This is a genomic window from Geodermatophilus sp. SYSU D00705 (assembly GCF_054050135.1).
Genome location: NZ_JBJGYT010000027.1, coordinates 35,797 through 61,662 on the forward strand (window position 1 = coordinate 35,797; position 25,866 = coordinate 61,662).

General features: G+C 76.7%; 23 protein-coding genes. 3 read left to right on the top strand and 20 right to left on the bottom strand.

From position 1 onward, the window contains the following. Nucleotides 1-4 precede the first annotated feature (4 nt). The 19 genes from ACI78Q_RS18210 to mraZ form a co-directional block, all read right to left on the bottom strand. On the bottom strand, nt 5-715 hold the full coding sequence (locus ACI78Q_RS18210) for a hypothetical protein (RefSeq protein WP_456924846.1): 711 nt from the start codon (nt 713-715) through the stop codon (nt 5-7). Between the two features lie 103 nt (nt 716-818). Further along, complete coding sequence (locus ACI78Q_RS18215) at nt 819-1,541, bottom strand: DivIVA domain-containing protein (protein ID WP_456924847.1); 723 nt, start codon at nt 1,539-1,541, stop codon at nt 819-821. Nucleotides 1,542-1,644: 103 nt separating this feature from the next. After that, nucleotides 1,645-1,941 carry a YggT family protein gene (locus ACI78Q_RS18220; RefSeq protein ID WP_097204615.1) on the bottom strand — a complete coding sequence of 99 codons (297 nt, stop codon included), beginning with the start codon at nt 1,939-1,941 and terminating at the stop codon, nt 1,645-1,647. A 54-nt stretch (nt 1,942-1,995) separates the two neighbouring features. Beyond that, complete coding sequence (locus ACI78Q_RS18225; RefSeq protein ID WP_456924848.1) at nt 1,996-2,796, bottom strand: cell division protein SepF; 801 nt, start codon at nt 2,794-2,796, stop codon at nt 1,996-1,998. 41 nt (nt 2,797-2,837) lie between these two features. Next, entirely contained in the window at nt 2,838-3,578 is a 741-nt protein-coding gene (locus ACI78Q_RS18230; protein WP_456924849.1) for a YggS family pyridoxal phosphate-dependent enzyme, read from the bottom strand. A 20-nt stretch (nt 3,579-3,598) separates the two neighbouring features. Continuing rightward, nucleotides 3,599-4,300 (bottom strand): peptidoglycan editing factor PgeF, encoded by a 702-nt coding sequence (gene pgeF, locus ACI78Q_RS18235; protein ID WP_456924850.1) that lies wholly within the window; start codon nt 4,298-4,300, stop codon nt 3,599-3,601. Between the two features lie 93 nt (nt 4,301-4,393). After that, nucleotides 4,394-5,680 carry a cell division protein FtsZ gene (gene ftsZ, locus ACI78Q_RS18240; protein ID WP_456924851.1) on the bottom strand — a complete coding sequence of 429 codons (1,287 nt, stop codon included), beginning with the start codon at nt 5,678-5,680 and terminating at the stop codon, nt 4,394-4,396. A gap of 360 nt (nt 5,681-6,040) precedes the next feature. Continuing rightward, nucleotides 6,041-6,625: a peroxidase-related enzyme gene (locus ACI78Q_RS18245; RefSeq protein WP_456924852.1), complete on the bottom strand. Its 585-nt coding sequence runs from the start codon at nt 6,623-6,625 to the stop codon at nt 6,041-6,043. A 21-nt stretch (nt 6,626-6,646) separates the two neighbouring features. Beyond that, a complete protein-coding gene (locus ACI78Q_RS18250; protein ID WP_456924853.1) occupies nt 6,647-7,450 on the bottom strand; it encodes a cell division protein FtsQ/DivIB in 804 nt (267 codons plus the stop codon). Next, nucleotides 7,447-8,904, bottom strand: a complete 1,458-nt coding sequence (gene murC, locus ACI78Q_RS18255) for a UDP-N-acetylmuramate--L-alanine ligase (protein ID WP_456924854.1) — start codon at nt 8,902-8,904, stop codon at nt 7,447-7,449. The genes ACI78Q_RS18250 and murC overlap by 4 nt, the downstream gene beginning before the upstream one ends. Continuing rightward, entirely contained in the window at nt 8,901-10,001 is a 1,101-nt protein-coding gene (murG, locus tag ACI78Q_RS18260; protein WP_456924855.1) for an undecaprenyldiphospho-muramoylpentapeptide beta-N-acetylglucosaminyltransferase, read from the bottom strand. Before murG ends, murC begins: the two co-directional genes overlap by 4 nt. Beyond that, nucleotides 9,998-11,518: a putative lipid II flippase FtsW gene (gene ftsW / locus ACI78Q_RS18265; RefSeq protein ID WP_456924856.1), complete on the bottom strand. Its 1,521-nt coding sequence runs from the start codon at nt 11,516-11,518 to the stop codon at nt 9,998-10,000. Before ftsW ends, murG begins: the two co-directional genes overlap by 4 nt. 134 nt (nt 11,519-11,652) lie before the next feature. Beyond that, complete coding sequence (mraY, locus tag ACI78Q_RS18270; RefSeq protein WP_456924857.1) at nt 11,653-12,732, bottom strand: phospho-N-acetylmuramoyl-pentapeptide-transferase; 1,080 nt, start codon at nt 12,730-12,732, stop codon at nt 11,653-11,655. Continuing rightward, entirely contained in the window at nt 12,729-14,126 is a 1,398-nt protein-coding gene (locus ACI78Q_RS18275; RefSeq protein WP_456924858.1) for a UDP-N-acetylmuramoyl-tripeptide--D-alanyl-D-alanine ligase, read from the bottom strand. Before ACI78Q_RS18275 ends, mraY begins: the two co-directional genes overlap by 4 nt. Nucleotides 14,127-14,199: 73 nt before the next feature. Further along, nucleotides 14,200-15,774: a UDP-N-acetylmuramoyl-L-alanyl-D-glutamate--2,6-diaminopimelate ligase gene (locus tag ACI78Q_RS18280; protein ID WP_456924859.1), complete on the bottom strand. Its 1,575-nt coding sequence runs from the start codon at nt 15,772-15,774 to the stop codon at nt 14,200-14,202. A 71-nt stretch (nt 15,775-15,845) separates the two neighbouring features. Then, nucleotides 15,846-17,672 carry a peptidoglycan D,D-transpeptidase FtsI family protein gene (locus tag ACI78Q_RS18285; RefSeq protein WP_456924860.1) on the bottom strand — a complete coding sequence of 609 codons (1,827 nt, stop codon included), beginning with the start codon at nt 17,670-17,672 and terminating at the stop codon, nt 15,846-15,848. A gap of 2 nt (nt 17,673-17,674) precedes the next feature. Continuing rightward, the gene (locus ACI78Q_RS18290; RefSeq protein WP_456924861.1) at nt 17,675-18,073 is read right to left on the bottom strand and encodes a hypothetical protein; all 399 of its coding nucleotides are present in this window, start codon (nt 18,071-18,073) and stop codon (nt 17,675-17,677) included. 365 nt (nt 18,074-18,438) lie between these two features. Then, nucleotides 18,439-19,434, bottom strand: coding sequence for a 16S rRNA (cytosine(1402)-N(4))-methyltransferase RsmH (gene rsmH / locus ACI78Q_RS18295; RefSeq protein ID WP_456924862.1), 996 nt, complete (start codon nt 19,432-19,434; stop codon nt 18,439-18,441). Nucleotides 19,435-19,852: 418 nt separating this feature from the next. Then, nucleotides 19,853-20,287, bottom strand: coding sequence for a division/cell wall cluster transcriptional repressor MraZ (gene mraZ / locus ACI78Q_RS18300; protein WP_448619832.1), 435 nt, complete (start codon nt 20,285-20,287; stop codon nt 19,853-19,855). A gap of 362 nt (nt 20,288-20,649) precedes the next feature. Between mraZ and ACI78Q_RS18305 the strand changes: the two genes are divergently transcribed. The 3 genes from ACI78Q_RS18305 to ACI78Q_RS18315 are packed head-to-tail and all read left to right on the top strand — an operon-like array spanning nt 20,650 to nt 25,399. Continuing rightward, entirely contained in the window at nt 20,650-21,630 is a 981-nt protein-coding gene (locus ACI78Q_RS18305) for an AAA family ATPase (RefSeq protein ID WP_456924863.1), read from the top strand. A 14-nt stretch (nt 21,631-21,644) separates the two neighbouring features. Next, a complete protein-coding gene (locus ACI78Q_RS18310; RefSeq protein WP_456924864.1) occupies nt 21,645-23,003 on the top strand; it encodes a DUF58 domain-containing protein in 1,359 nt (452 codons plus the stop codon). After that, nucleotides 23,000-25,399, top strand: coding sequence for a transglutaminase family protein (locus ACI78Q_RS18315; RefSeq protein WP_456924865.1), 2,400 nt, complete (start codon nt 23,000-23,002; stop codon nt 25,397-25,399). The genes ACI78Q_RS18310 and ACI78Q_RS18315 overlap by 4 nt, the downstream gene beginning before the upstream one ends. Nucleotides 25,400-25,403: 4 nt before the next feature. Here the strand turns inward: ACI78Q_RS18315 and ACI78Q_RS18320 are convergent, their stop codons facing one another. Continuing rightward, complete coding sequence (locus ACI78Q_RS18320; RefSeq protein ID WP_456924866.1) at nt 25,404-25,742, bottom strand: DUF2750 domain-containing protein; 339 nt, start codon at nt 25,740-25,742, stop codon at nt 25,404-25,406. Nucleotides 25,743-25,866: the final 124 nt, after the last annotated feature.

Sequence of the window (25,866 nt, forward strand, 5' to 3'; positions counted from 1 at the left end):
GGGGTCAGTACCCGCGGGCGGCCCGGCGCCGCGAGCGCTCGACCTCGGCCAGCTTCCGCACCGGCCGGCAGGCGCCGCACGGGGTGAACCCGTCGGCGCGGGCCTCGACCATCGGCAGCGGGATCGCCGTCCGCCCACTCAGGTGCACACAGCCGGCCGCGTGGTAGCGGGGGTGCTCGTCGACCACGAGCACCTCGTCGGCGAGGTCGACGACCAGCAGCAGGTCGGTCACCTCGACGTCCTCCTCGGCGGGCTCACCGTCGGGCGTGGGGTCCCGGACAGCACCGGGGACGGCCGCGTGCGCTCCCGTGGGGGGATCGTCGTCCACCGGCTCCCAGGCAGGGACGTCCTCGCGCGCCTCGTGGACGGCGGGCTCCTCCTGCGCTCGCCGCTCGTCCTCCACCGGCCGCCCGACGCCGTCCGCGGCACGGTGCCCGCCCGGGGCCAGCCCGCGCACCGCGCGCTGCTCCCCCGACCCCGACCCGGCGCCGCCGACGGCCCGGTGCCCGCCGGACGCGGGACTCCGCGCGGGAGCAGACGCGGCGGCCGGGACGTCGACGCCCCGCGACGTGCCCACGCGCCGGAGCACCAGCAGGGCCGCGGCCAGGGCGCAGGCGACGACGCAGACCCAGTAGAGGGCCGTGGTGCCTGTGACGACCCCAGCGACGAACGTCCCGAGGCCGATCAGCACCAGCAGGCCCGCCGCCAAGATCACGGACCGACTCTAGCCGGGGCCGCCGCAGCGCCGCCCCCGGACGCAGCAGGGCAGGGACGGCGAAGGGCCCCCGGACGTCGTCCGGGGGCCCTTCCTGCGGCCGTCAGGCGCTGGCGTGCTGGGTCTGCCGGCTGTTGGACGCCGGCTCGGCCGAGCCGCGGCTGTCCAGGTCGCGCAGGTGCGACTCGAGGTAGGACCGCAGGCGGGTGCGGTACTCGCGCTCGAAGGTCCGCAGCTCCTCGATCTTGCGCTCGAGGCTGCTCTTCTTCTCTTCGAGGGTCCCCATGACCTCGGTGTGCCGGCGCTCGGCGTCCTGGTCGAGGGCGGCGGCCTTGGCGCGGGCCTCGCGCTCCATCGTGTCCGCCCGCGTGCGGGCGTCGCCGACCATCGAGTCGGCGCGCATCTTCGCCTCGCTGACCATCTGCTCGCTCTTGGCCCGGGCCTCGGCGACCATGCGCTCGCTGTTGGTCTTGGCGGTGACGACCATCTGGTCGGCCTGGGCCTTGGCCTCGTTGACGTACCGGTCGGCCGTCTCGGTGGCCAGCGCCAGCATCCGGGAGGCACGGGCGCTGTCGTCCTCGCGCGGGGCGGCGACCGGCGGGGGCGGCGGCGCGACGGCGGCGGCCGGCGGCTCCGGGGCCTCCTGGCGGGGCGTCCGGCCGGTGGCTGAGCCGGAGCGGAGCTCGTTGTTCTCCTCGATCAGCCGCGCGAGCTCGGCCTCGACCACGTCGAGGAACGCGTCCACCTCGTCCTCGTCGTAGCCACGCTTGCCGATCGGCGGCTTCTTGAACACGACGTTGTGCACGTCGGCAGGCGTCAATGGCATCGGGTCACCTCGGGTCGGACAGCGGGAACAGGGACGTTCTCGGACGAGCGACGGCGGACCGCACCCGCCCTCCGTGCGTTCCTCTCCCCGGTGGGTTCAGGGATCACGCGGTGGCGGCGAGTGAGGTCGTGATGCCACGCAGGATGTACACGGCAATCAACAGCACCATAAACCCGAGGTCCAACCGGATGGTGCCGAGGTTCAAGGGCGGGATGACCTTCCGGACCGCCTTGAGCGGGGGATCGGTGGTGGCGTAGACGACCTCGAGGCCCGCTGCCACCAGCCCGGACGGCCGCCAGCTGCGGGCCAGCACCATGACCCAGTCGACGACGAACCGGGCGAAGAGCAGGACGAGGAAGACGAGCAGCACCGATGAGACGATCTGCCAGAAGAGAGCCACGGTCCTCGTTCGTTCGGGGCACTCCGCGTGCCGGTCCAGTCGTGGGCGTCGGCCTCAGGACTGGTCGACGAACCCGCCCTCGCGGATCCGAGCCTTGTCCTCGGCCGTCACGTCGACGTCCCTCGGGCTGAGCAGGAACACCTTGTTCGTGACGGGCTCGATGCTACCGCGCAGCCCGAAGATGAGTCCCGCAGCGAAGTCGACGAGCCGTCGCGCGTCGGCGTGGTCGAGTTCGGTGAGGTTCATGATGACCGGACTGCCGTCGCGGAAGGCCTCGCCGATCTGACGGGCCTCGTTGTAGGTCTTCGGGTGCAGCGTGGTGATCCGGTAGGGCTGCGGCGCGGGGGCAGGGGCCGGAGCGGGGGCGGGCTCGGGCACGGCCGCGACCGGCTCCCGGACGGCGAGCCCCGCCGCGCCGGAGGCGGTCGACCCGCCGACGGTGGACGAGAGCCCACCGCCGACCGGGCCACCGAGCCGGGCAGCGGGCGCCGAGGCGGCCGGGGAGAGGCCGGCGCTGCGGTTGACGCCGCTGCGCCGGGGCAGCGCCAGGGGCTCGGGGTCGGGGGCCGGCAGGTCGGCCTCGAGGTCGGCGAAGTGGTCGTCGGCGCGGTAGTCCGCGTCGGCGTACCGGTTGCCGTCGTCGGCGTACCGGTTGCCGTCGTCGCCGTAGTGGTCGTCGTAGGCGTCCTCGGCGTACCGGCTGTAGCGGCGGTCCTCGAGGTGCCGCTCGTCGCTCCGCCGGTCGTCGTGCCGGTCGTAGTCCGCCTGGCGGGCGTCGTACCGGCCGTAGGCCCGGGCGTCGTCGTCCTCGACGAGCCCGAGGTAGATGCCCATCTTCCGCATGGTCCCGGCCATCAGCCCTCCCCCTCTGGTGTCGTCCTCGTTGCGCGCGTCCCTCACCCGGGCTGGTGGGACCCGTGTGACTGGTGTGACTCGTCCTCCCGGGAGGGTAGGGGCCGCTCCCCGAAGAGCGCGGTTCCGACACGCACGAGCGTGCTGCCGGCCGCGATGGCCTCCTCCAGGTCGGCGCTCATCCCGGCGGAGATCTCCCGCGCCCCCGGATGGTCGACCCGCACCCGCTCGGCCAGCGCCGCGAGCCGCGCGAACGCCGGCGCCGGGTCACTGTCCCGCGGGGCCACCGCCATGAGGCCGCGCAGCACGACGCCCTCCTCCGCGGCGACGGCGTCGGCCAGGGCCGGGACGTCGTCGGGCGCCGCACCTCCCCGGGCGGCGAGCTCGCCCTCGGGCCCGCCGAGGTCCACCTGCAGGAAGACCTCGACCGGCCGGCCCAGCTCCACCCCCGCCCGCGCCAGCGTGCGGACGAGCGGGAGCCGGTCGACCGAGTGCACCACCGCGCCCAGCCGGGCCACCGCCGCGGCCTTGTTGCGCTGCAGCTGGCCGACCATGTGCCACTGCAGCGGCAGGTCGGCGAGCTCGGCGGCCTTGCCGGTCAGCTCCTGGGCGCGGTTCTCGCCGAAGTCGGCCTGGCCGAGCGCGGCGAGCTCCCGGACCGCGGCGGCGGGCCACGTCTTGCTCACCGCGAGGAGACGCACCTCGGCCGGGTCGCGGCCGGCGGCACGGGCCGCCGTGGCGACCCGCGCACGCACGGCCCGGAGGCGGTCGGCGGGGGTGGTCACGGGGGCGATCCTCCCAGCGCTCACCCGAGCCAGGTGACGCCCGCCTGCCGCCCGGTGACGCCGTCGCGCCGGTGGGAGAAGAGGAAGCGGTCCTCGGCGGTGCACCGCGGGTCGTGGACCACCTGGCCGACGCCGGCGCCACGGAGCAGCTCCGCCAGCGCGGCCCGCAGGTCCAGCCCCGGGGTCCCCCTGCGGGTCCGGACGGCGGCCGACGGGGCGATCCGGGCGACCTCGGCCTGCATGGCCCGCGGCACCTCGTAGCAGGCGCCGCAGACGGCGGGCCCCAGCAGCGCGGTGACGTCGGCGGCGCGGGCCCCGAGCCCGGTCATGGCGGCCAGGGCGGCCGGCACGACGCCCTGCCGGACGCCCTCCCGGCCGGCGTGGACGGCGGCGACCACGCCGGCGCGGGAGTCGGCCAGCAGCACCGGGACACAGTCGGCGACCAGCACGCACAGCACCAGGCCGGGCGTGCGGGTGACGAGCGCGTCCGTGGCCGGTAGCGGTCCGTCGACGGGGCCGTCGACCACGGCGACACCCGCGCCGTGCACCTGGTCCATCCAGACGAGGTGGTCGGCGTCCACGCCGAGCTCCCGCGCCAGGCGCTCCCGGTTGGCCGCGACGTCCGCGGGGTCGTCACCCACGTGCCCGCCCAGGTTGAACGAGTCGTAGGGAGCACGGGACCGGCCGCCCCTCCGGTCGGTGACGACCCGGCGGGGTCGCACCGCCGGAGGGGCGGCCGTCTCTGAGCTCACGGCGCGGCCCCCGTGCAGGGGCCCGCCGCGAGCGTGCGAGCGGTGGGGGGCACGGGGGTCCTTCTACTGGCGGAGGAACTCCGGGATGTCGAGCTCCTCCTCGAAGTCCTCGTTCGACAGCGGGCGGCGGCCCGCGCCGCCCGCACCCGGCACCGGGGGCAGCGGGGGCACGGTGATGCCCCCACCGGCCGCGGGGCGGGAGGGCAGCTGCGAGGTCGAGGGCAGCGGCGCCGGCTGGGCCTGGGGGACCTGCGGGGCCGAGCCGACCAGCCGCTCACCGGTGGGCGCCGGCGAGACGGCGGTCACCGGCTGCGGGTGCACGGGCATCCGCGAGGCCACGGGCGGCGCCACCGGGGCGGCGGCGGGCACGGAGGCGACACCGGCGTCCTTGCGACCGCTGGGCTTGCCGCCGTCGAACCCGGCGGCGATGACGGTCACCCGCACCTCGTCGCCGAGGGCGTCGTCGATGACCGCACCGAAGATGATGTTCGCGTCGGCGTGCGCCGCGTCGGACACCAGCGAGGCGGCCTCGTTGATCTCGAACAGGCCGAGGTCCGAGCCGCCGGAGATCGACAGCAGGACGCCGTGGGCGCCCTCCATCGAGGCCTCCAGCAGCGGGCTGGCGATGGCCTGCTCGGCCGCGAGCAGGGCGCGGTTGTCGCCGCGCGCGCTGCCGATGCCCATGAGCGCGGACCCGGCGCCGGACATGACCGACTTGACGTCGGCGAAGTCCAGGTTGATCAGGCCGGGCGTGGTGATCAGGTCCGTGATGCCCTGGACACCGGAGAGCAGCACCTGGTCGGCGGTGCGGAAGGCGTCCATGACGCTGACGTTCCGGTCGCCGAGCTGCAGCAGCCGGTCGTTGGGGATGACGATGAGCGTGTCGCACTCGTTGCGCAGCTCCTCGATGCCCGACTCGGCCTGCACCGCGCGCCGCTTGCCCTCGAAGGAGAACGGGCGGGTGACCACGCCGATGGTGAGCGCACCGAGCTTGCGGGCGATGGAGGCGACCACGGGCGCACCGCCGGTGCCCGTACCGCCGCCCTCCCCCGCGGTGACGAAGACCATGTCGGCGCCCTTGAGCACCTCTTCGATCTCCTCGCGGTGGTCCTCGGCGGCCTGCCGGCCGACGTCGGGCTGCGCGCCGGCGCCGAGCCCACGGGTCAGCTCGCGACCGACGTCGAGCTTGACGTCCGCGTCGCTCATCAACAGCGCCTGGGCGTCGGTGTTGATGGCGATGAACTCGACCCCCTTGAGGCCGACTTCGATCATGCGGTTGACCGCGTTCACCCCGCCGCCGCCGATGCCGACGACCTTGATGACCGCGAGGTAGTTGTGCGGAGGTGTCATGTGGGGCTCCCGACCTCGACCCTCATCCTCAAGTAAAGCCTTATAGTTATGTCAACTGGGTCGACGCGGACGAAGTTAGATGGGCCGCCACGGGCCCTACAAACACCCTCCCGGGCCCGGCGTGTCGACAGAGCCGGATCACACGGATCTCGGCCGACCCACTGGTCACATGGACACCACTGAGAGTGACGACCCGCGCCAGGAACGTCTCATGTGCAGGTCAAGGCCACGGACACGCCGACGACCGGGAACCCGTGAAAGTGATCTGGCGCGTCGGGCGTGTCGCGTCCCCGCGCGTGTCGCCCGGCCCGCTGACCAGCGCCGTCCGGCAGCGACGCCACCCGGTCCGCGAGCGGGCGCTCACTGCCGCGGCAGCCGGCCCAGGAGGTAGAACTCCTCGTTCGGCGGGATCGCCGCCCAGTGCGCGATCCGGTTGGACAGTGCGAAGAGCGACACGATCGCGCCGACGTCCCAGACGTCGTCCTCGGTGAGGCCGTGCCCGCCCAGGCGCTCCAGGTCCGCCGCCGTCACCGCCGCCGGGTCCACCGCGAGGCGGACGGCGACCTCCAGCACCGCGTGCACCCGCGGCGACAGCGGCGCCTTGCGCCAGTCGACCGCGACCTGGTCGGCGATGTGCGGGTCGCGGGCCCGGATGCGGGCGATGGCCCCGTGCGCGACGACGCAGTAGAGGCAGTCGTTGGCCGCGCTGGTCGCCACCACGATCAGCTCGCGGTCGGCCTTGGACAGGCCAGGGGTCTCCTTGTCCATCAGCGCGTCGTGGAGCGCGAAGAACGCCGCCGCCTCGGCCGGACGCCAGGCCAGCGCGCCGAAGACGTTGGGCAGGAAGCCCGACCGCTCCTCGACGTCGGCGTAGCGCTCCCGCAGTTCGGGGGCGAGCTGGTCAGGGGTGGGGACGGGGAACCGGCTGATCGGCGAGGAGGTCACCGGCCCAGCCTGGTCCGCGCGTCAGCGGAGGACCACCGCGGACGGCGCGCTCACGTCGATGGTGCCGGCCGGCTCGAGCGCGCCGGACCCCAGCTGGTCCAGCAGGGCGACGAGCACGTCGGCCTTCTCCCCGGCGTGCTCGGCGCTCCCCCACAGCACCGTGGTGCCGTCGGCCAGCGTGAGCGTGACGTCCTCCGCGGTGGTGGCCGAGGCCGCCGCGACGTCGGTCCGGACCTCGCGCGGCAGGGCGACCAGCGCGGCCAGCGCGGCCCGGGTGGCCCGGTCGCCGGGTCCCGGGGCCGTCACGTCGAGCGGCACCACGCCGGCCGGCGGCACGCCGGTGACCGTGTCGAAGAGCACCCCGTCACGGTCGACGAGGCTCCGGGTGCCGGCCTGGTCGACCACCGCGACCGGCACCCGCTCCACCACCGTGATCACGACGCTGCGCGGCCACCCGCGGGTCACCTCGACCGACGCGACCTGGGGCAGCCGGGCCACCCGCGCCTCGGCCGCGTCGACGTCCACCCGCAGCAGCGGCGTGCCCTCGGCGATGCCGGCGACCTCGACGACCTCCTCGGCCGTGAGCGTGCCCGCGCCGTCGACCTGCACGGTCGAGACGGCGAGCACCGGGCTCCCCCACCCCACCCAGGCCAGCAACGCGAGCGCCGCCACGGCCAGGCCCGCGCGCACCAGCAGCCGGCGGCGACGGTCGCGAGGGCTGTCCCGGCGCCGGCGGACGGCGGAGGTGCCGGTGCGGCGTCCGGACTCGGGAGCGGGCCCGGAGCCGCGGGAGCGGTCCCGGGTGGTCGTCCCCGAACGGCTCACCTGCCCGGGCCCGCCGGCTCGTCGAGCGCGGCGCCCGACCGCGTCCGCAGCACCTCGAGCACCTCGGGCCCGACCATGGAGACGTTCCCGGCGCCCATGGTGATCACCAGGTCACCGGGCCGGGCCCGCTCGGCCAGCGCCGGGGCCGCCGCCGACCACGACGGCTCGAACTGCACCTGTCCGGCCGGCAGGGGGACGGCGTCGGCGACCATCGCGCCGGTGATGCCGGGCACCGGGTCCTCCCGGGCGCCGTAGACGTCCATCACCACCACCTCGTCGGCCAGGCCGAGGGCCGCGCCGAAGCCGGTGGCGAACTCCCGGGTGCGGCTGTACAGGTGCGGCTGGAAGGCGACCACGACCCGGCCGGAGCCCGCCACGGCGCGGGCCGCGCGCAGCTGCGCCCCGACCTCGGTCGGGTGGTGGGCGTAGTCGTCGTAGACCCGCACCCCGCCGACGACGCCCTTGAGCTCGAACCGGCGGTGAACGCCGCCGAAGCGGCCGAGGCCGGCCACGAGCCCGTCGGCGGGCAGCCCCAGCTCGAGGCCGGCCAGCAGGGCCGCGGCGCTGTTGCGGGCCATGTGCTCGCCGGGGACCCGGATCTGCACCCGGCCCAGCACCTCGCCGTCGAGGACCGCCGTCCACGCGGTGGCGTCCGGGCCGACCTCGACGTCCAGCAGCCGCAGGTCGGCGTCCGCCGCGGTGCCGTAGGTGCGCACCCGAGCGGGGGTGGGCACGCCGCGCAGGCGGGCCGAGCCCGGGTCGTCGGCGCACAGGACGACGAAGCCGGCGGGGTCGACGGTGCCCAGGAACCGGTCGAACGCGGCCTCGACCGCCGCGAGGTCGCCGTAGTTGTCCAGGTGGTCGGCCTCGACGTTGGTGACGATCGCCCCGTGCGGGCCGAGCAGCAGGAACGAGCGGTCGCTCTCGTCGGCCTCGGCGACGAAGACGTCGCCCTCGCCGGCGTGCGCGTTGCTGCCGGACTCGTTGAGGTCCCCGCCGATGGCGAAGGAGGGGTCCACGCCGCAGGCCTGCACCGCGACGGTGAGCATCGAGGTGGTCGAGGTCTTCCCGTGCGTGCCGGCGACGGCGACGCTGCGCTTGCCGGCCATGACCGCGGCGAGGGCGACCGCCCGGGGCAGCACCCGCAGGCCGCGGGACCGGGCGGCGGCGAGCTCCGGGTTGTCCTCGCGGATCGCGGTGGAGACGACGACGGTGTCGGCGTCCCCGAGGTGGGCCGCGTCGTGACCGAGCTCCACCCGGGCGCCCAGGGCGCGCAGGGCCAGCAGGGTCGGGGTGTCGCGGCGGTCGCTGCCGGAGACGGGGACGCCCCGGGCGAGCAGGATCCGCGCGATCCCGCTCATGCCCGCCCCGCCGATGCCGACGAAGTGCACCGCACCGAGCTCGGCCAGCGAGGGCACCGGCTCGTTCCAGGCGGCCACCGCTGCGGCGCTCACTGCCCCGCCACCTCCAGCACGATGTCGGCCAGCCGTTCGTCGGCGTCCCGGGAGCCGGCGGCCGCGGCGTGCTCGGCGTATCCGGCCAGCGCGGCCGGGTCGGTGACCAGGGGCACCACGTTCTCCTCGATCCAGGACGGCGACAGGGCGGCGTCGTCCACCAGCAGTCCTCCCCCGGCCTCCACCACCGGCAGCGCGTTGCGCCGCTGCTCGCCGTTGCCGATGGGCAGCGGCACGAACGCCGCGGGCAGCCCGACCGCGGACAGCTCCGCGACGGTCACCGCGCCGGAGCGGCACAGCGCCAGGTCGGCGGCGGCGTAGGCGAGGTCCATCCGGTCCAGGTAGTCGACGACGACGTAGGGCGCGCCGCCCGCCGGCCGGGCGGGCACGGACACGTCGGTGTTCCTGGGCCCGCGGGCGTGCAGCACCTGCACCCCGGCGGCGGTGAGCGCGTCGGCGGCGCCGACCGCCGCGCGGTTGAGCGATCCCGCGCCCTGTGAGCCGCCGAAGACCAGCAGCGTGGGCCGGTCGGCGTCCAGGCCGAAGGTGCTGCGGGCCTCGGCGCGGCGGGCGGGCCGGTCCAGCGTGCTGATCGCCGTCCGCAGGGGCATGCCGACGTGCTCGGCGCCGCGCAGCGGCGTACCCGGCGCGGTGACCGCAACGCGGGCGGCCAGGCGGGCGCCGACCCGGTTGGCCAGGCCCGGCAGCGCGTTCTGCTCGTGCACCACGACCGGCACCCGCTGCCGGCGCGCCGCGAGGTAGGCGGGCAGTGCCACGTAGCCGCCGAAGCCGACGACGACGTCGGCGTCGAGCTCCCGCAGCAGCGCCCGGGTCTCGGTCACCGACGAGCGCACCCGGCCGGGCACCCGCAGCAGGTCGACGGTGGGCTTGCGCGGCAGCGGCACCGGCGGGATCAGCCGCAGGTCGTAGCCGCGGGCGGGGACCAGCCGGGTCTCCATGCCGCGGGCGGTGCCGAGGCAGGTGATCCGCAGGTCTCCGTCGGGGACGCCGCGGCGGCGCAGGGCGTCGGCGAGGGCCAGCATCGGCTCGATGTGGCCGCCGGTGCCGCCGCCGGCGAGGACGACGCTCGTGGTCATCGGGGCCTCCGGGGCGAGTCGGGAGAGGTGGACCGGGCGCGCGGCGGCGGCTGCCGGCGGGCGTCCTGGCCGCGGCCGCGGGGGTCGGGCACCCGCCGCTCGCGCGGGCCCGCGGCGCGCTCCCTGCCGGGGACGACGCGGGCCACCGTGCGGCTGCCGGAGACGGCGGGCCCGCGGGCCGGTCGCTCCTCGGCCCGGCCGGAGCCCCGGTCCGGAGGCTCCGCCCGGGGACGGCGGCGCGGGCGGACCGGCTCGACGGCGTGCTCGGGCACCGGCAGGAGCAGCCGGGTCAGCCGCCCCGGGGTGCGGCGGCGCTGGTGCTCGATGGCCTCGGGCTCGCTGCGGGCGAAGCGGATCAGCAGCCCGACGATGAACAGGGTGAGGACCAGGGAGGTGCCGCCGGCCGAGACCAGCGGCAGGGTGACACCGGTGACCGGCAGCAGGCCGACCACGTAGCCCATGTTCATGGCGGCCTGCCCGACCAGCCACACGGTGATGGCGACGCTGGCCAGCTGCACGAAGCGGTCGGCCGAGCGGCGGGCGATCCGGAAGCCGGCGTAGGCGAGCACCCCGTAGAGGGTCACCACGACCAGGCAGCCGAGGAACCCGAGCTCCTCGCCGATGATCGCGAAGATGTAGTCCGACTCGGCCTCGGGCAGCAGGTTCCACTTCATGGCGCTGTTGCCGAGCCCGACCCCCCACAGGCCCCCGGTGGCCAGCGCGTAGAAGCCGCGGATGGCCTGGAAGCCGGAGTCGGTGGGGTCGGCGAAGGGGTCGAGGAAGGCGGTGATCCGCTCCATCCGGTAGGGCGCGGCCTTGACCATGACCCAGATGCCGAGCGCGGCGGCGCCGGCGCCCCAGGCGAAGAAGCGCAGCGGCATGCCGCCGCCCCACAGCAGGCCGACGAGCACCAGGCCGAGGCTGACCACCCCGCCGAAGTCCGGCTCCAGGTACAGCAGGAGCGACAGGACGCCGAACACCGGTAGCAGCGGCACCAGCAGCGTCTTCACCGTCAGGTAGCGGTCGCGGACGGCGAGCATGTGCGCGCCCCACAGCGCGAAGACGAGCTTGGCCAGCTCCGAGGGCTGGAACTGGGTGACGCCGAGGTCCAGCCAGGCCCGGGAGCCGTTGAGCTCCATCCCGAGGCCGGGGACGAACACCGCCAGCAGGAGGACGGCGGAGCCGACCAGCGCCAGCGGTGCCCAGCGGCGGATCAGCCCCGCGGGCAGCCGCAGCGCCACGGCCAGGGCGCCGAGCCCGATGACGGCGAACACCAGCTGGTCGACGCCGGGGCGCCAGGCCGGCTGGTCGTTGAGTGCGGCCTCGATCGCCGAGGCGGAGAAGACCATGACCAGGCCGATGGCCAGCAGCATGCCGGCCGCGCCCACAACGAGGTGGCAGCTGGTCATGGGGCCGTCGAGCCAGGCCGGACCGCGGAGGCGGCGCCGGGCGGCGCCCCGGGTGGCTCCCGCGGTCCGCGGCGCGCCGGGCGCGGGACGGACGCCGGTGGACTCCATCCGGCCATCGTGACCGGTGGGGCCCGCCGTCCGGGACACCGGCGGGGCGTGTCGCATCGGTGAGGTGCTGGAACGGCCACCCCTCAGCGGTCCCCGCCGAGCTCGCGAGGCGTGGGGGGAAGGGCGGTCCTCCGTCACAGGCCGGTGATGGAGAGCCAGTCGGCGTAGAACAGGCCCAACCCGAAGGCGACCGCCATCCCGGTGACCAGCCAGAAGCGGACGATGACCGTGTTCTCCGCCCACCCGGCCAGCTCGAAGTGGTGGTGCAGCGGCGCCATGCGGAACACCCGCCGCCGGGTGGCCCGGAAGAAGGCCACCTGGATGACCACCGACAGGGTGACCGCGACGAACAGCCCCCCGAGGACGACGAGCAGCAGCTGGGTGCGGGTGACGATCGCCAGCCCCGCCAGCAGCCCGCCGAGGGCCAGCGACCCGGTGTCGCCCATGAAGATCCGCGCCGGGCTGGTGTTCCACCACAGGAAGCCCAGGCAGGCGCCCATGCCGGCGGCCGCGACCAGGGTGACGTCGAGCGGGTCCCGCACCGTGTAGCAGCCGTCGATCACCGCCGTCGTGCAGTCGTGGGTGAACTGCCAGAACGAGATGATCGTGTAGGCGCCGCACACCATCGCCGAGCAGCCCGCGGCCAGCCCGTCGAGGCCGTCGGTGAGGTTCACCGCGTTGGAGAACCCGGCGATGAACAGGTACGCCAGGATCACGAACAGGATCGGGCCCAGGGCCAGCGGCGCGATGTCGCGGACGTAGGAGACGAACGTCGAGGCCGGGGTGGTGCCGGCGGTGTCGGGGAAGTTGACCGCGAGCACCGCGAAGGCCACCCCGATGACCAGCTGCCCGACCAGCTTGGCGGTCTTGTTGAGCCCCAGGCTCCGGCGGTACCGGATCTTCAGGTAGTCGTCGAGGAACCCGACGGTGCCGAGGCCGACCATGAGGAACAGCACGAGCAGCCCGCTGGCGGTGACGCCGCGGCCGGGCTGGTTGACGAGGAACAGGTGGGCGATGAAGTAGCCGCCGACGGTCGCCCCGACGATGACGGTGCCGCCCATCGTGGGCGTGCCCTTCTTCGACAGGTGGCTCTCGGGGCCGTCGTCGCGGATCTCCTGGCCGAAGCCCTTGCGCCGGAACAGGTGCACCGCCACCGGGGTGGCGAGGATGGAGATCACGAGGCCGAACGCGGCGGCGATGAGGACGGACTTCACGCGCCTGCCCCGGTGTCGAGCAGGTCGGCGGCGAGCACCTCGAGCCCGTAGGACCGGCTGGCCTTCACCAGCACGACGTCACCGGGCACCAGCACCTCCGTCAGCAGTTGCCGGGCAGCCGCCCGGTCGGGCACGTGCACCGCACCGTCCCCCTCGCGCGCTCCGGCCCGGGACGCGCCCTGGGCTATCCCTACCGCATCGGGTCCCACGGCCACGACCAGGTCCACCCCACCGGCCACGGCGTCCCGGCCCAGCCGCTCGTGCTCGGCCGCCGCCCCCGGGCCGAGCTCGGCCATCGCGCCGAGGACGGCGATCCGCCGCTGCCCGGCCAGCCCGGCGAGCGCGGCCAGGGCGGCGCGCATCGACTCGGGGTTGGCGTTGTAGGCGTCGTTGACCACGGTGACGCCGTCCGCGCGCCGGGTGACCTCCATCCGCCACCGGCTGCGCGCGCCGGCCGCCGACAGGCCGGCGGCGACGTCGGCGGGCGTCATGCCGGCGGCGAGCGCGGCGGCGGCGGCCGACAGCGCGTTGGCCACCTGGTGGACGCCGACGACCTGCAGCCGGACCGGCTGCCGCGCGCCGCCGGCGACCAGGGTGAACCCGGCCCGGCCGCTCTCGTCGAGGGCGACGTCCTCGGCGCGGACGTCGGCGCCGTCGGCGAGGCCGGTGGTGACCACCGTCGCCCGGGTGCGGGGCGCCATCCCGAGCACGCGGGGGTCGTCAGCGTTGAGGACGGCGGTGCCCTCGGCCGGCAGGGCCTCGACCAGCTCGCCCTTGGCCGCGGCGATCCCCTCCGGCGAGCCGAACTCGCCGAGGTGGGCCGAGCCGACGTTGAGGACGACGCCGATGTGCGGGCGGGCCACGCCGCACAGCCGGGCGATGTGCCCTGCCCCGCGCGCGCCCATCTCCAGCACCAGGAACCGGGTGGCGCCGTCGGCGTCGAGGACGGTCAGCGGCAGGCCGATGTCGTTGTTGTAGGACCCCGGCGGGCTGACCGTCGGGCCGGCGCCGGCGAGGACCTGGCCCAGCAGGTCCTTGGTGGAGGTCTTGCCCGAGGAGCCGGTGATCGCCAGCGTCGTCAGGCCACCGGCCACCAGCCGGGCGTGGACGGCGGCGGCCAGCCGGCCCAGCGCGGCGACCGGCTCGTCGACGACCACGCAGGGCAGCGCGGCGTCGGGCCGGGTGGTCAGCGCCGCCACGGCGCCGGCGGCGGCGGCGGCGCCCAGGAAGTCGGCGCCGTCCACCCGCTCCCCCGGCACGGCGACGAACAGGTCGCCCGGCGCGACGGCACGGGAGTCGACGGTGACCTTCCCCCTGACGGTGCCGGCAGCGGCGTCCGGGGTCAGCAGGCCGTCGACCGCAGCGGCCACCTCGGCCAGGCTCAAGGGGATCACGGGGTCTCCTCGCCGGCGCTCGTCGTCCCCGTGCTCCGGGATGCTGTGTACTCGCATGACCTCGCGAGCTCGGTCATGTGGGAGGCTCCACTCCGGCCCGGGTGAGGGCCTCGCGCAGCACGGCGCGGTCGTCGAACGGGTGCAGGGTGCCGGCCACCTCCTGGCCGGTCTCGTGGCCCTTGCCGGCCACGAGGACGGCGTCCCCGGGCCGGGCGCGGGCCACGGCCTCGGCGATCGCCGCGCGCCGGTCGCCGATCTCCAGGACGTCGGCGCGGCGGTCGGCGGGGACGCCGGCGAGCATGGCGGCCCGGATGGCGGCGGGGTCCTCCGAGCGCGGGTTGTCGTCGGTGACGACGAGCAGGTCGCTGCCCCGCGCGGCGGCCTCGCCCATGGCCGCCCGTTTGCCCGGGTCGCGGTCACCGCCGCAGCCGAGCACCGTGACCACCCGGCCGGCGGTGGCCGCGCGCAGCGCCGACAGCGCGGTCGCGACGGCGTCCGGGGTGTGGGCGTAGTCGACGACGGCGACGAAGGGCTGGCCGGCGTCCACCGGCTCCATGCGCCCGGGGACCACGGTCTCGGCCAGCCCGGTCAGCGCCGCCTCGACAGGGACGCCGACGGCGTCGAGCAGGGCCACGGCCAGGACGGCGTTGGCGACGTTGAACGCCCCCGGCAGCCGCACCCGGGCCGGCCAGGTGCGCCCGCCGGGGCCGGTGAGGGTGAACGCGGAGCCACCGTCAGAAGCGACGGTGACGTCGGTCGCCGTCCAGTCGGCGGGGGTGCCGCGGCCGGACACGGTGACCGCCCGGCGGCCCTCCAGCATGCCGGTCAGCCGCCGGCCGTACGGGTCGTCGACGTCGACCACCTCGACCGCGGCGCGGCCGTCGAACAGGCGGGCCTTGGCGAGGAAGTAGTCCTCGAGGTCGGCGTGGAAGTCCAGGTGGTCGCGGCCCAGGTTGGTGAAGCCGGCCGCGGCGAACGGCACGCCCCCGACCCGGCCGAGCACCAGTGCGTGGCTGGACACCTCCATGACCACCGTCTGCACGCCGGAGTCGGCCATGCGGGCCAGCAGCGCGTGCAGGGCGGGCGCCTCGGGCGTCGTCCGGACGCTGGGCAGGGTGGTGACCGTCGGGGTGCCGTCGTCGGCCCGGCCGCGGGTGCGGGTCTCCACCGTGCCGATCAGGCCGGTCCCCCGGCCGGCGGCGGCCAGGCCGGCCTCGACCAGGTAGCTGGTCGTCGTCTTGCCGTTGGTGCCGGTGATCCCGACGACCTGCAGCCGCCGGCCGGGCTCCCCGTAGACCCGGGCGGCGACGGCGCCCAGCACGGCGCGGGGGTCCTCGACGACGCAGACCGGCAGCCCCGTGGCGCCGGCCTGCTCGCGGCCGGTGGGGTCGGTGAGGACGGCGGCCGCGCCGCGGGCGGCGGCGTCGGCGGCGAAGCGGGCGCCGTGGGTGCGGGCGCCGGGGAGGGCCGCGTAGAGGTCGCCCGGGCCGACCTCCCCGGAGGCCAGCGTGACGCCGGTGACCGGCGTCGCGGCGTCGCCCTGCACGGGCGCGCCGATCAGGTCGGCGAGGTCGCCGAGTGTCGGGGAGGGGTTCGGCGGGGCGGTGCCCGCCGGGCGGGCGGCCGACCCGTCCGCGGTCGGGGTCACGGGGCTCCAATCTACCGGCGGGCAGGCCCCGGCCCGGGGACCGCCCCGAGGATGCGGAGGGGGTTCGGCCTTCAGTCCGAGCCCGTGAGGTCGAACTCTGGGCGGGGTGTGCCGGAGGGCACGATGCCGTCCGCGGTGAGCGCCTGCCGCATGATGTCGGCGAACACGGGGGCGGCCACCTGACCGCCCTCGGCCGAGCTGGTCGGGCGCTCCAGGTCGACGGCGACGACGTACTGCGGGTCGTCGGCCGGGGCGAACCCGACGAAGGTGGTCACGTAGCCACCGCCGGCGTAGCAGTTGCACTCGGGGTTGGCCCGCTGGGCGGTGCCGGTCTTGCCCGCGACCCGGAAGCCGTCGACCTCCGCCAGCGGCGCGGTGCCACCCGGGCCGACGACGGCCTCGAGCATGTAGGCCATCTGGTCGGCGGTGGACTCGCTGACCACGCGCGCGGACTCCGGGGCCGGGGTCGCCGTCCCGCCGACGGACTCGACCACCCGCGGCTCGATCCGCACGCCGTCGTTGGCGATCGCCTGGTAGACCGACGCCATCTGCAGCGTGGTCACCGAGACGCCCTGGCCGATCGCGATGTTGGCCGCGCGGCTGTCCTCCCAGTCGGCGGAGTCCTGGAGGATGCCGGCGCTCTCACCGGGCAGCTCGATGCCGGTCCGGCTGCCGACGCCGAAGGCCCGCAGGTACTGCTCGAGCTTCGCGTCGCCCACCTCGCGGGCCAGCATGATCGTGCCCACGTTGCTGGACTTGGCGAGGATGCCGGTGACCGTCCAGTCGATCGGGGCGTGGTCGTGGGCGTCGGTGACCACGGCGTCCCCGGCCTGGATGTGCCCGTTGACGGTGAGGACGGTGTCCGGTTCCGCCACGCCCTCCTCGACGGCGGCGGCGAGGGTGACCGCCTTCATCACCGAGCCGGGCTCGAAGACGCCGGACACCACCGGGTTGCCCAGCAGCTCCGGGTCGGTCCCGGAGGCCGCGCCCGGGTCGTAGCCCGGGCAGGAGCCCATGGCGGCGACCTCGCCGGTGTGGACGTCGAGCACGACGGCCGAGGCGCGGGTGGTGGCGCCGTCCTGGCAGGCCTCGGCGAGCCGCTGCTCCATGACGAACTGCAGGTCGGTGTCGAGGGTCAGCTGCACCGTCTCGCCGTCGGTGGCCGGGGTCGACTCGTCGATGCCCGAGGGGATCGGGTGCCCGCCGGAGCCCACCTCGACCCGCCGCTCGCCGTCGCTGCCGGCGAGGTCGTCGTCGAAGGTGTGCTCGATGCCGGCCAGACCGCCGCCCTCGCGGCCGACGAAGCCGACGACCTGCCCGGCGACGGAGCCGGCCGGGTAGAGCCGCACCGGGTCGTCCTCGAAGAAGATCCCGCCGAGCCCGAGCTCGTCGATGGCGTCGACGGTCTCCGGGGAGACCTGGCCGGCGAGCACGACGTAGCGGCTGTCGCGGGAGAGCAGGTCGGTGAGCTCGGAGACGGGGACGTCGAGCAGCGTGGTGAGCGCCAGCGCGGTGCGCGCGGGGTCGGCGACGACGGTCGGGTCGGCGACCACGCGGGAGGCCTCGACTGTGTAGGCCAGCGGGTTGCCGTCCCGGTCGAGGACCTGCCCGCGCAGGGCGGCGATCGGGTAGCTGCGCAGCCGGTCCTGCGTGGCGGCCGCGGCGTAGTCGCCGCCGTCCACGCCCTGCAGGAGCACGAGCTTGCCCATCACGACCAGCAGCGGGACGACGACGAGCACCAGGCCGATGGTGAGCCGGCGGGTGCCGGGCCGGAGTCCGGCGGCGACGCGGCGGCTGCCCGGCGGGCGGCGGGGCGCGAAGGCACCGGACCCGCCGCGGGCCGGGAGGCGGTCGCCGGTGCGCCGGCCGGGCGCGGGCGGCCGGGGTGGGGTGGGCACGGTCAGCCCCCCGCACCGGGCTCGGGAGCCGCGGCCGGGTCCTCGGCAGGCACGGCCTCGCCCCGCAGGGTGACCGTGCCGTCCTCCCCGATCACGAGGTAGCCGGCCGGGCCGGCGGGCACCAGGCCCGCGGCGGTGGCGGCCGCGGCCAGCGCGGCGGAGGTGCCGCCGGCGACCACCTGCTGCTCGAGGCGCTCCACCTCCTGCTCACGGTCGGCGTTCGCCGCGGCCAGCTGGGTGGCCTTGAGCGAGTTGACCGCGATGGCCGTGTTGAGGATGAGCAGCCCCAGGGTGGTGGCCACGAGCATGCCCACCACCAGCAGCACGAACGGCGCGCGGCGGGTGGTCAGCACGACCCGCCGGGACCGGGGCGCGGCGGGCGCCGGCGCGGGCCTCGGCACGGGGCCGGGAGCCTGCGCGCGGGGCGGGCGGGCCCGCAGCGAGCCGACCCGCACCGGCGCGGTGTGGGCGCGCACCGGCCGGGCCGGGGCCGGCGTTCCCGTGCGGGCAGCCGGCCGGGCCGCGGCCGTGCCGTCGGCGGCCGCGGCGCGCCCGCGAGCAGCCGGGGCGGCGACGCGATCCCCCGTCGCCGGGGCCTGCGGGGCGCGGGCCGGCGTCCGGGGTGCGCGCTCCGGTGTCGGTGGTGTGCGCCGGGGAGCCGCAGCGCCCCGGGCCGCCCGCGGCTCGGGCGGCGTCCCGGCGCGGGGCGTCCCGGCGCGCGGCGGACGGGGCTCCGGCGGCATCCCCCCGGCGCGTGCAGCGGAGCTCACGCCGCCCGCCGGATGCGCTCGGCGGCCCGCACGCGCGCGGAGGCGGCACGGGGGTTGACCTCGGTCTCCTCCGCCGACGGCGCCTCGCCGCCGCGGGTGAGCAGCCGGAGGATGGGGCCGTGCTCGGGCAGCGGCACCGGCAGCTCCGGCGGCGTGCGGTCCGTGGCGCCGGCGGCGAGGGTCTGCTTCACGATCCGGTCCTCGAGGGAGTGGAAGGTGATGACGGCGATGCGCCCGCCCACGGCGAGGGCCTCGATCGCGGCGGGCAGGGCCCGCTCGAGGACGCCGAGCTCGTCGTTGACCTCGATGCGCAGCGCCTGGAACGTCCGCTTGGCCGGGTGCCCGCCGGTGCGGCGGGTGGCGGCGGGGATGGACTCGCGCACCAGCTCGGCCAGCCGCCCGGTGCGCGTGAACGGCTCGCGCGCCCGCTCGCGCTCGATGGCCCGGGCGATCCGGGAGGCGAAGCGCTCCTCGCCGTAGACCCGCAGGACGCGGGTGAGGTCGGCGACGGAGTAGGTGTTGACCACGTCGGCGGCGGTGCGCGGCGCGGCGGGGTCCATGCGCATGTCGAGGGGGGCGTCGGCGGCGTAGCTGAAGCCGCGGTCGGGCCGGTCCAGCTGCAGGGAGGAGACGCCGAGGTCGAACAGCACCGCCTGCACCTCCTCGATGCCCAGCCGGTCGAGCACGTCGGGCAGCTCGTCGAAGACGGCGGGCACGAGGGTGACGCGGTCGCTGCAGCCGGCCGCCTCGATCCGGCGGGCGGCCTCGGCGCGGGCGTCGGGGTCGCGGTCCAGGCCCACCAGGCGCAGCGCGGGGTGGGCCCGCAGCAGCGCCAGGGAGTGCCCGGCCAGGCCCAGGGTGGCGTCGACGAGGACGGCGCCCTGGGCGGCGCAGGCGGGGCCGAGCAGCTCGCTGACCCGGTCGAGCAGGACGGAGACGTGCACCGCGGGCCGGGACGGGCCCGGCGCCGCGGCGGAACCCGTGCTGCTCATCGTCGACTGCTCCTTGAACGGGTCGGGTGGGCGCGGGGCCCGGGGGCCCGTCCATGGTGACGCGGGGCGGTGGTCGGCGGGTGGAGCGCGGCGGGCGTTTCGAGACCGAGTCGGGTGGAGGGTGGGGCGGCGTGGGGCCGGTGGGGCGCGGTGGGGCGGCTCCGGCCGGCCCGCCCCCCGCGGGGCCCGCCTGGCGCCGGGGAAGTACGCCAGGTGGTGCCCCGCGGGGACGGGGAGGGCCCGTGCCGGTCCGCGGCTGGGGAGCCGCGCCGGCCACGCGCCCAGGGGGGCGGAGCTGCTCCTCCGTGCCGCGTCGGACCGAGCCGCGGGGAAGGCGGCTCGGGCCGGCCGGTCGAGCCGCGGGGAAGTCGGCTCGGTCGGGGTGGGGCCCGGAGGATCGGAGGGACGAGACGTCGGGTCAGGAGAGGGTGGGCATCCCCTCGCTCTCCATGTCGGCGTAGATCGCCTCCTGCTCCGCGACGTAGGCGTCCCAGGTGGCGGCGTCCCAGATCTCGAAGCGGGTGTCGACACCCACCACGACGACGTCGCGGTCGAGACCGGCGTACTCACGCAGGTTGGCCGGGATGGTGATGCGCCCGGTCTTGTCGGGCTCCACCTCCACCATCGACCCGAAGCTCATGCGGGCCCGCATGCGGGCGGCGGCGGTGTCGGAGGGCGCCATGGCGGCGGCCGCGGCGCTCTGCTCGGCGACCCGGGACATCGTGAGGCCGTAGATGCAGCGCTCCTGCCCCTTCTTGATCACCATGCCGCCGGCCACCTGCTCGCGGAACCGGACGGGGAGTGCGAGCCGGCCCTTCTCGTCGAGCCGCAGCGGATAGCTGCCGACGAACACCGGATCACCTCCCCCACAGGTCCTCCACTCGCTCTGGGAGGACCCCGGAGCGGGCCCTGCCTCCCCACCGGGCCACACAGTAACCCACTGGGCCCCACCAAACACCACTCGACACCATGTCGTGACCGGCCTCCCCCACCGCTGCTCCCGCTGGTCAGGGCGCCGTCCGCGGGGGTCCCGGACCCCGGTGGGGCGGGGTGGGGCGCACGGTGGGGCGGGGTGGGGCGCGGCCTCCCCCGGCAGGTCGTCGCGCACGGTCGCCGTGGGGCGCCCGCCCACCACGACCCCGAAAGTTGGGGAAACCACCGGTCCGGCGTCCGGCGACCGCCCCGGTGTCCCCACGCGCACGTACCTTGGGGAACGTGACCGAGGTGACCCGCACCGCTGACGGCACGGAGTCCTCGATCGACGTCGCGGCCGAGGGCGCCCGCATCGCCGCCAACATGGCCCGTGTCGTGCACGGCAAGCCCGACGTCGTCCACCTGGCGCTCGTGGTGCTGCTGGCCGAGGGACACCTGCTGGTCGAGGACGTGCCCGGCGTGGGCAAGACGACGCTGGCCAAGGCGATGGCCGCCTCGATCGACGCGAGCGTGCGCCGGATCCAGTTCACCCCGGACCTGCTGCCCAGCGACGTCACCGGCGTGGCGATCTACGACCAGGAGAGCCGGGAGTTCGAGTTCAAGCCCGGCGCGGTGTTCGCCAACATCGTCGTCGCCGACGAGATCAACCGCGCCTCGCCGAAGACGCAGTCGGCCCTGCTGGAGTGCATGGAGGAGCGGCAGGTCACCGTGGACGGCGTCAGCTACGAGCTGGCCCGCCCCTTCCTCGTGATGGCCACCCAGAACCCGATCGAGATGGAGGGCACCTACCCCCTCCCCGAGGCGCAGCGGGACCGGTTCACCGCGCGGGTGTCGATGGGCTACCCCGACCGCGAGGCGGAGCTGGCCATGCTCGACGACCTGGTCACCACCGACCCGCTCGCCAGCCTCACGCCGGTCGCCGACGCCGCGCTGGTGCGGGCGCTGGTCGCCGCGGTCGGGCGGTTGCACGTCTCCGAGGCCGTCCGCCGGTACGTGGTGTCCCTGGTGGAGGCCACCCGCCGCTCCCCCGACCTGCGCCTGGGCGCCTCCCCCCGCGCGGGCCTGCAGCTGCTGCGGACGGCGCGGGCGGCCGCGGCGCTGGCCGGGCGCGAGCACGTCCTGCCCGACGACGTCCAGACCGTGGCCGTCCCGGTGCTCGCCCACCGGCTGCTGCTGACCGCCGACGCCGCGGCGGCCCGGCGCAGCGGCGAGCAGGTGGTGAGCGACCTGCTGGCGACCGTCCCGGTGCCGCGCGGGCGCTGACCGTGCGCGGACCGGTGGCGACCGCCCTCGCCACGCTCACCCTCCGCGGGCGCTGCCTGGTCGCCGCGGGTCTCACGCTCCTGCTGCTCGGCGTCCTGCTGGGCGAGCGTCCGCTGGTCCAGGTGGCCGTCTTCGTGCTGGCCCTGCCGCTGCTGTCGGCGGCCACCGTGGCCCGGCGCCGGTTCCGGGTGGCCTCCCGCCGCACGGTGACCCCGGCCCGCGTGCCCCGCGGCGGGGACGCCGAGGTGGGCCTGGAGGTCACCAACGCCGGCCGGGGCACCGGCGGGCTGTGGCTGATGGCCGAGACCGTCCCGGCCGAGCTGGGCGCCACCCCGGAGTTCGTCGTCGACCGGCTGCCCGGCGGGGAGACCGCCACCCTGCGGTACCGGGTGCACGGCGGCCGCCGCGGCCGCTACCGGCTCGGCCCGCTGAAGCTGCGGCTGGTCGACCCGTTCGGCCTGGTGCTGCGCAGCGTCGCCGGCGCCGACAGCGCCCCCCTCGTCGTCGTGCCGCGGGTGGTGGCCCTGGGCCCGGGCGGCCCGTCCGGCGGCCACGGCGGTGGCGACGCCGGCGCCCGCCGCGCCATCGCCGTCCACGGCGAGGACGACGTCAGCACCCGCCCGTACCGGCACGGCGACGACCTGCGGAAGGTGCACTGGCGGGCCACCGCGCGCACCGGCGAGCTGATGGTGCGCCTGGAGGAGCGCCCGTGGCGGGCGCAGGCCACCCTGCTGCTCGACACCCGCGCCCGCGCGCACGTGCTGGCCCGGGGGCACGCGGCCGACCGCGCCGCCGCCACCGCCGGGAGCGACGCGCCCGCGCCGGACAGCCTGGAGTGGCTGGTCGAGGCCGCCGCCAGCATCGGCACCGAGCTGCTCGGCCGGGGCGCCACCCTGCGGGTGGTCACCGACGCGGTCGAGCTGGCGCCCGCCGAGCACGCCGACGGCCTGGGCGCCGGCGAGCTGCTGGACCGGCTGGCCGCGGTCTCGCCGTCCCGGCTGTCGGCGCTGGGGCCGGGCCTGGACCTGCTCACCCGCGCGGCCGGTGACGGCCCGGTCATCGCCCTGCTGGGCGCGGTCGGGCCCGAGGACGCCGCGGAGCTGGTGCGCGCCCGCTCCGGCCCCGGCACCGACCTCGCCGTGCTGGCCGACATCGGCAGCTGGGCCGGCACCGAGCTCACCCGCGGCCGCCGGGCGGCCACCGGCGCCGCCCGCGACGAGCTGGCCCGCCAGCGCGAGGCGGCCGCGCGCCTGCTGCGCGCCGGCGGCTGGCGGGTCGCCGTCGCCGCCTCCGGGGACTCCGTGGCCGCGGTGTGGTCCCAGCTCGGCCGCCCCGGCACCGCCGCGGCCGGGCTGCGCGGGGTGCCGGCGTGACCGGCCCCGGCTCCCGCATCGCGCTGGCCGAGGCCGGCACGGCGCTCGCCGCCGCCGTCGCCACCGCCCTGGGCACGCTCGCGCTCGTCCCCGTCTTCACCGACCGCTCGTGGCTGCCGCCGGTGCTGGCCGCCGTCGCCGTCGTCACGGCCGGCGGGCTGCTCCTGCGCGGCGCCGGCGCGGCGCTGTGGACGTCGCTCGCGCCGGGCCGCCCCGTGTCCGTGCGCTGGGCCGCTCTCGGCGTGCCGCTGGTGCCGCTGGGCCAGCTGGCGCTGCTCGGCTGCCTGGTCACCGCGGTGTTCGCCCCCGCCCAGGCCGCCGGCGGGTGGCTGCCGACCCGCGCGAGCGTCGCGGACCTCCTGTCGGTGCTCGCCGACGGCTCGGCCGAGATCCAGGAGCAGGCGACACCGGCGCTGCCCCTGACCGGCCTGCTGGCGCTGACCACGCTGATGGTCGGGTTCGTCGCGGTGGTCGTGGACCTCGTCGCCGTCGGCGGGCGGCAGCCGGCGCTGGCCGGGCTCGGGCTGCTGGTGCTGATCTGCGTGCCGGTGAGCACGGTGACCGGCACGATCGGCGCGCTGCCGGTGGCCGCGCCCGCGGCCGGGCTGGCCCTGCTGCTGTGGGCCGACCAGCACCGCCGGCTGCGGCACCGGCCCGCCGGGGGGCACCGGCCGCTGCTGGGCACCGGCACGCTGACCGCGCTGCGCACCGGCACGATCGCGGTGCTGCTGGGGCTGGTCGTCGGCGCGGTGGTGCCGACCCTCACCGAGGGCACCTTCGCCGGCGGGATCGGCCGGGGCCCGGGCGGGTCGACCGGGACGGCGCTCGACCCGGCCGCCGCCCTGCAGGGCCAGCTGACCCTCGACGAGCCGATCGACCTGCTGCGCGTGCAGGCCTCGGTCGACGACCCCGGCTACCTGCGCGTGGTCGCGCTGGAGGTCTACGACGCCGAGGACGGCTGGTCGGTGGGCAACCTGGACGGCGAGACGGCGGTGGCCGACGACAGCGAGCTGGCCCCCCTGCCCGGACGGCGGGACGGCCGCCCGGTCGACGCGCTGGTCACCGCCCTCGGGCACGAGGACGTCTACCTGCCGCTGCTCTACTCCCCCCTCTCGGTCTCGGTCACCGACGCCCAGCAGTGGCGGTTCGACCCGGGCACCGCTGCCGTCTTCGGCCGCGACGTGACCACCGAGGGGCGCACCTGGTCGGTGGCCGCGGTCGAGCCGCGCCCCGCCCCCGAGGAGCTGGCCGCCGCGGAGCCGCCGGCGCCGGACCTCCCGCTGATCCAGCGCTACACCGCGCTGCCCCCGATGGACCCGGCGGTCACCGACCTGGTCGCCTCGCTGACCGAGGGCCTGACCAGCCCCTACGAGCGGGTCCGGGCCATCTACGGGCACTTCACCGACCCGGCGAACGGCTTCGAGTACTCCCTGTCCACCGCCCCCGGCACCAGCGGCGACGACCTCGCCGACTTCCTGCGCCTCAAGCGGGGCTACTGCGAGCAGTACGCGGGGGCGATGGCGGCGCTGGTCCGGGCGGCCGGGGTGCCGGCGCGGGTGGTGCTCGGGTACACGCCGGGCACCGTGCAGCCCGACGGCAGCCGGGTGGTCACCAGCGACGACGCGCACGCCTGGGTCGAGGTCTACTTCGACGACCTGGGCTGGATCCCCTTCGACCCCACCCCGATCGACGTCGACCGGGCGGTGGACCTGCCGTGGTCCCCGCGGGTGCAGGACCAGGAGGCCGACGACCGCGCCGACGCCCCCGTCGTCCCCCTGCCCGGGCCGGTCACCCCCACGCCGCAGCTGGAGCCGGTGCCGCAGCAGCTGCCGGCGCCGCAGGCCGCGCCGGAGTCGAACGACTGGCTGCGCCCGGTGCTGCTGGGCGCCGCCGGCGTGCTCGGTGCGGCGGCCCTGGTCGCGGTCCCGGCCGGGCTGCGGGCGCTGCAGCGGCGGCGCCGGCTGTCCGACGGCAGCGCCGCCGCGCTGTGGGACGAGCTGTCGGCGACCGCGCTGGACGTCGGACTGGAGGGCGACCCCGCCCGGACCCCCCGGCAGGTGGCCGAGCAGCTGATCGCGGCGATCGGCGAGCGCGGCGGCGGGACGCACCGCCCGGGCGGCCGGCACGGAGGCGCGCAGGCCGCGGCCGACGCGGTCACCCGGCTGGCCCGCGCGGAGGAGGCGGCCAGCTACGCGCGCCCGGGCAGCGCCCCCGCGGCGGGGACGGAGCTGGCGGCGGCGCTGGCCACCGCCCGGCACGGGCTGCTGGCCGGAGCCGCACCCCGGACCCGGCTGCGCGCGGTGCTCTGGCCGCCGTCCCTGGCCCGGAGCGCGCGGGAGCTGCCGGTCCGGTTGCCGCGGCCGAGGTGGGGCCGCCGTCCGGCGCTGCGCGGCTGAGGCGTCAGGCCGGGCCGTCGACCTGCAGGCGCAGCAGCCGCTCGGTCAGCTCGGTGAGGGGCACGCGGTGCCCGTCGCCACCCGCGGAGAGCACGGCGGCGGCGATCCCGGCGTCCAGCCAGCCGGGGATCTCGGCGAGCAGGGTGTCCAGGTCGAGGAACACCGGCGCCTCACCGGGGTCGCCCTCGGCGCCGGCCGCGGCCGTGGCCTCCTCCGCCGAGGCCCACAGGGGGACGACGTCGCGGCCGTCCTCGGCGGTCCACGGGACGATGCCGTCGTCGTCGCCCCAGCCCCACAGCCCGCGGGCGGCGGTCAGGGCCTGCCACACCGGTTGCTCGGGCACGACTCCTCCAGCGGTCGTCGGGGGCCCTGACGCGGGGCCCGCGCCGCCCGGCGGGGGCGGGGGGCGGGGGGGGTGGGGGGGGGGGTTGGGGTGGGTGGGGGGGGGGGCGGGGTCGCAGTGGGGG

Coding starts and splice junctions, on each gene's coding strand:
- murG (WP_456924855.1), bottom strand. CDS start 10,001: ATGACCACGAGCGTCGTCCTCGCCGGCGGCGGCACCGGCGGCCACATC.
- ftsW (WP_456924856.1), bottom strand. CDS start 11,518: ATGGAGTCCACCGGCGTCCGTCCCGCGCCCGGCGCGCCGCGGACCGCG.
- ftsZ (WP_456924851.1), bottom strand. CDS start 5,680: ATGACACCTCCGCACAACTACCTCGCGGTCATCAAGGTCGTCGGCATC.
- ACI78Q_RS18225 (WP_456924848.1), bottom strand. CDS start 2,796: ATGGCCGGGACCATGCGGAAGATGGGCATCTACCTCGGGCTCGTCGAG.
- rsmH (WP_456924862.1), bottom strand. CDS start 19,434: ATGAGCAGCACGGGTTCCGCCGCGGCGCCGGGCCCGTCCCGGCCCGCG.
- ACI78Q_RS18215 (WP_456924847.1), bottom strand. CDS start 1,541: ATGCCATTGACGCCTGCCGACGTGCACAACGTCGTGTTCAAGAAGCCG.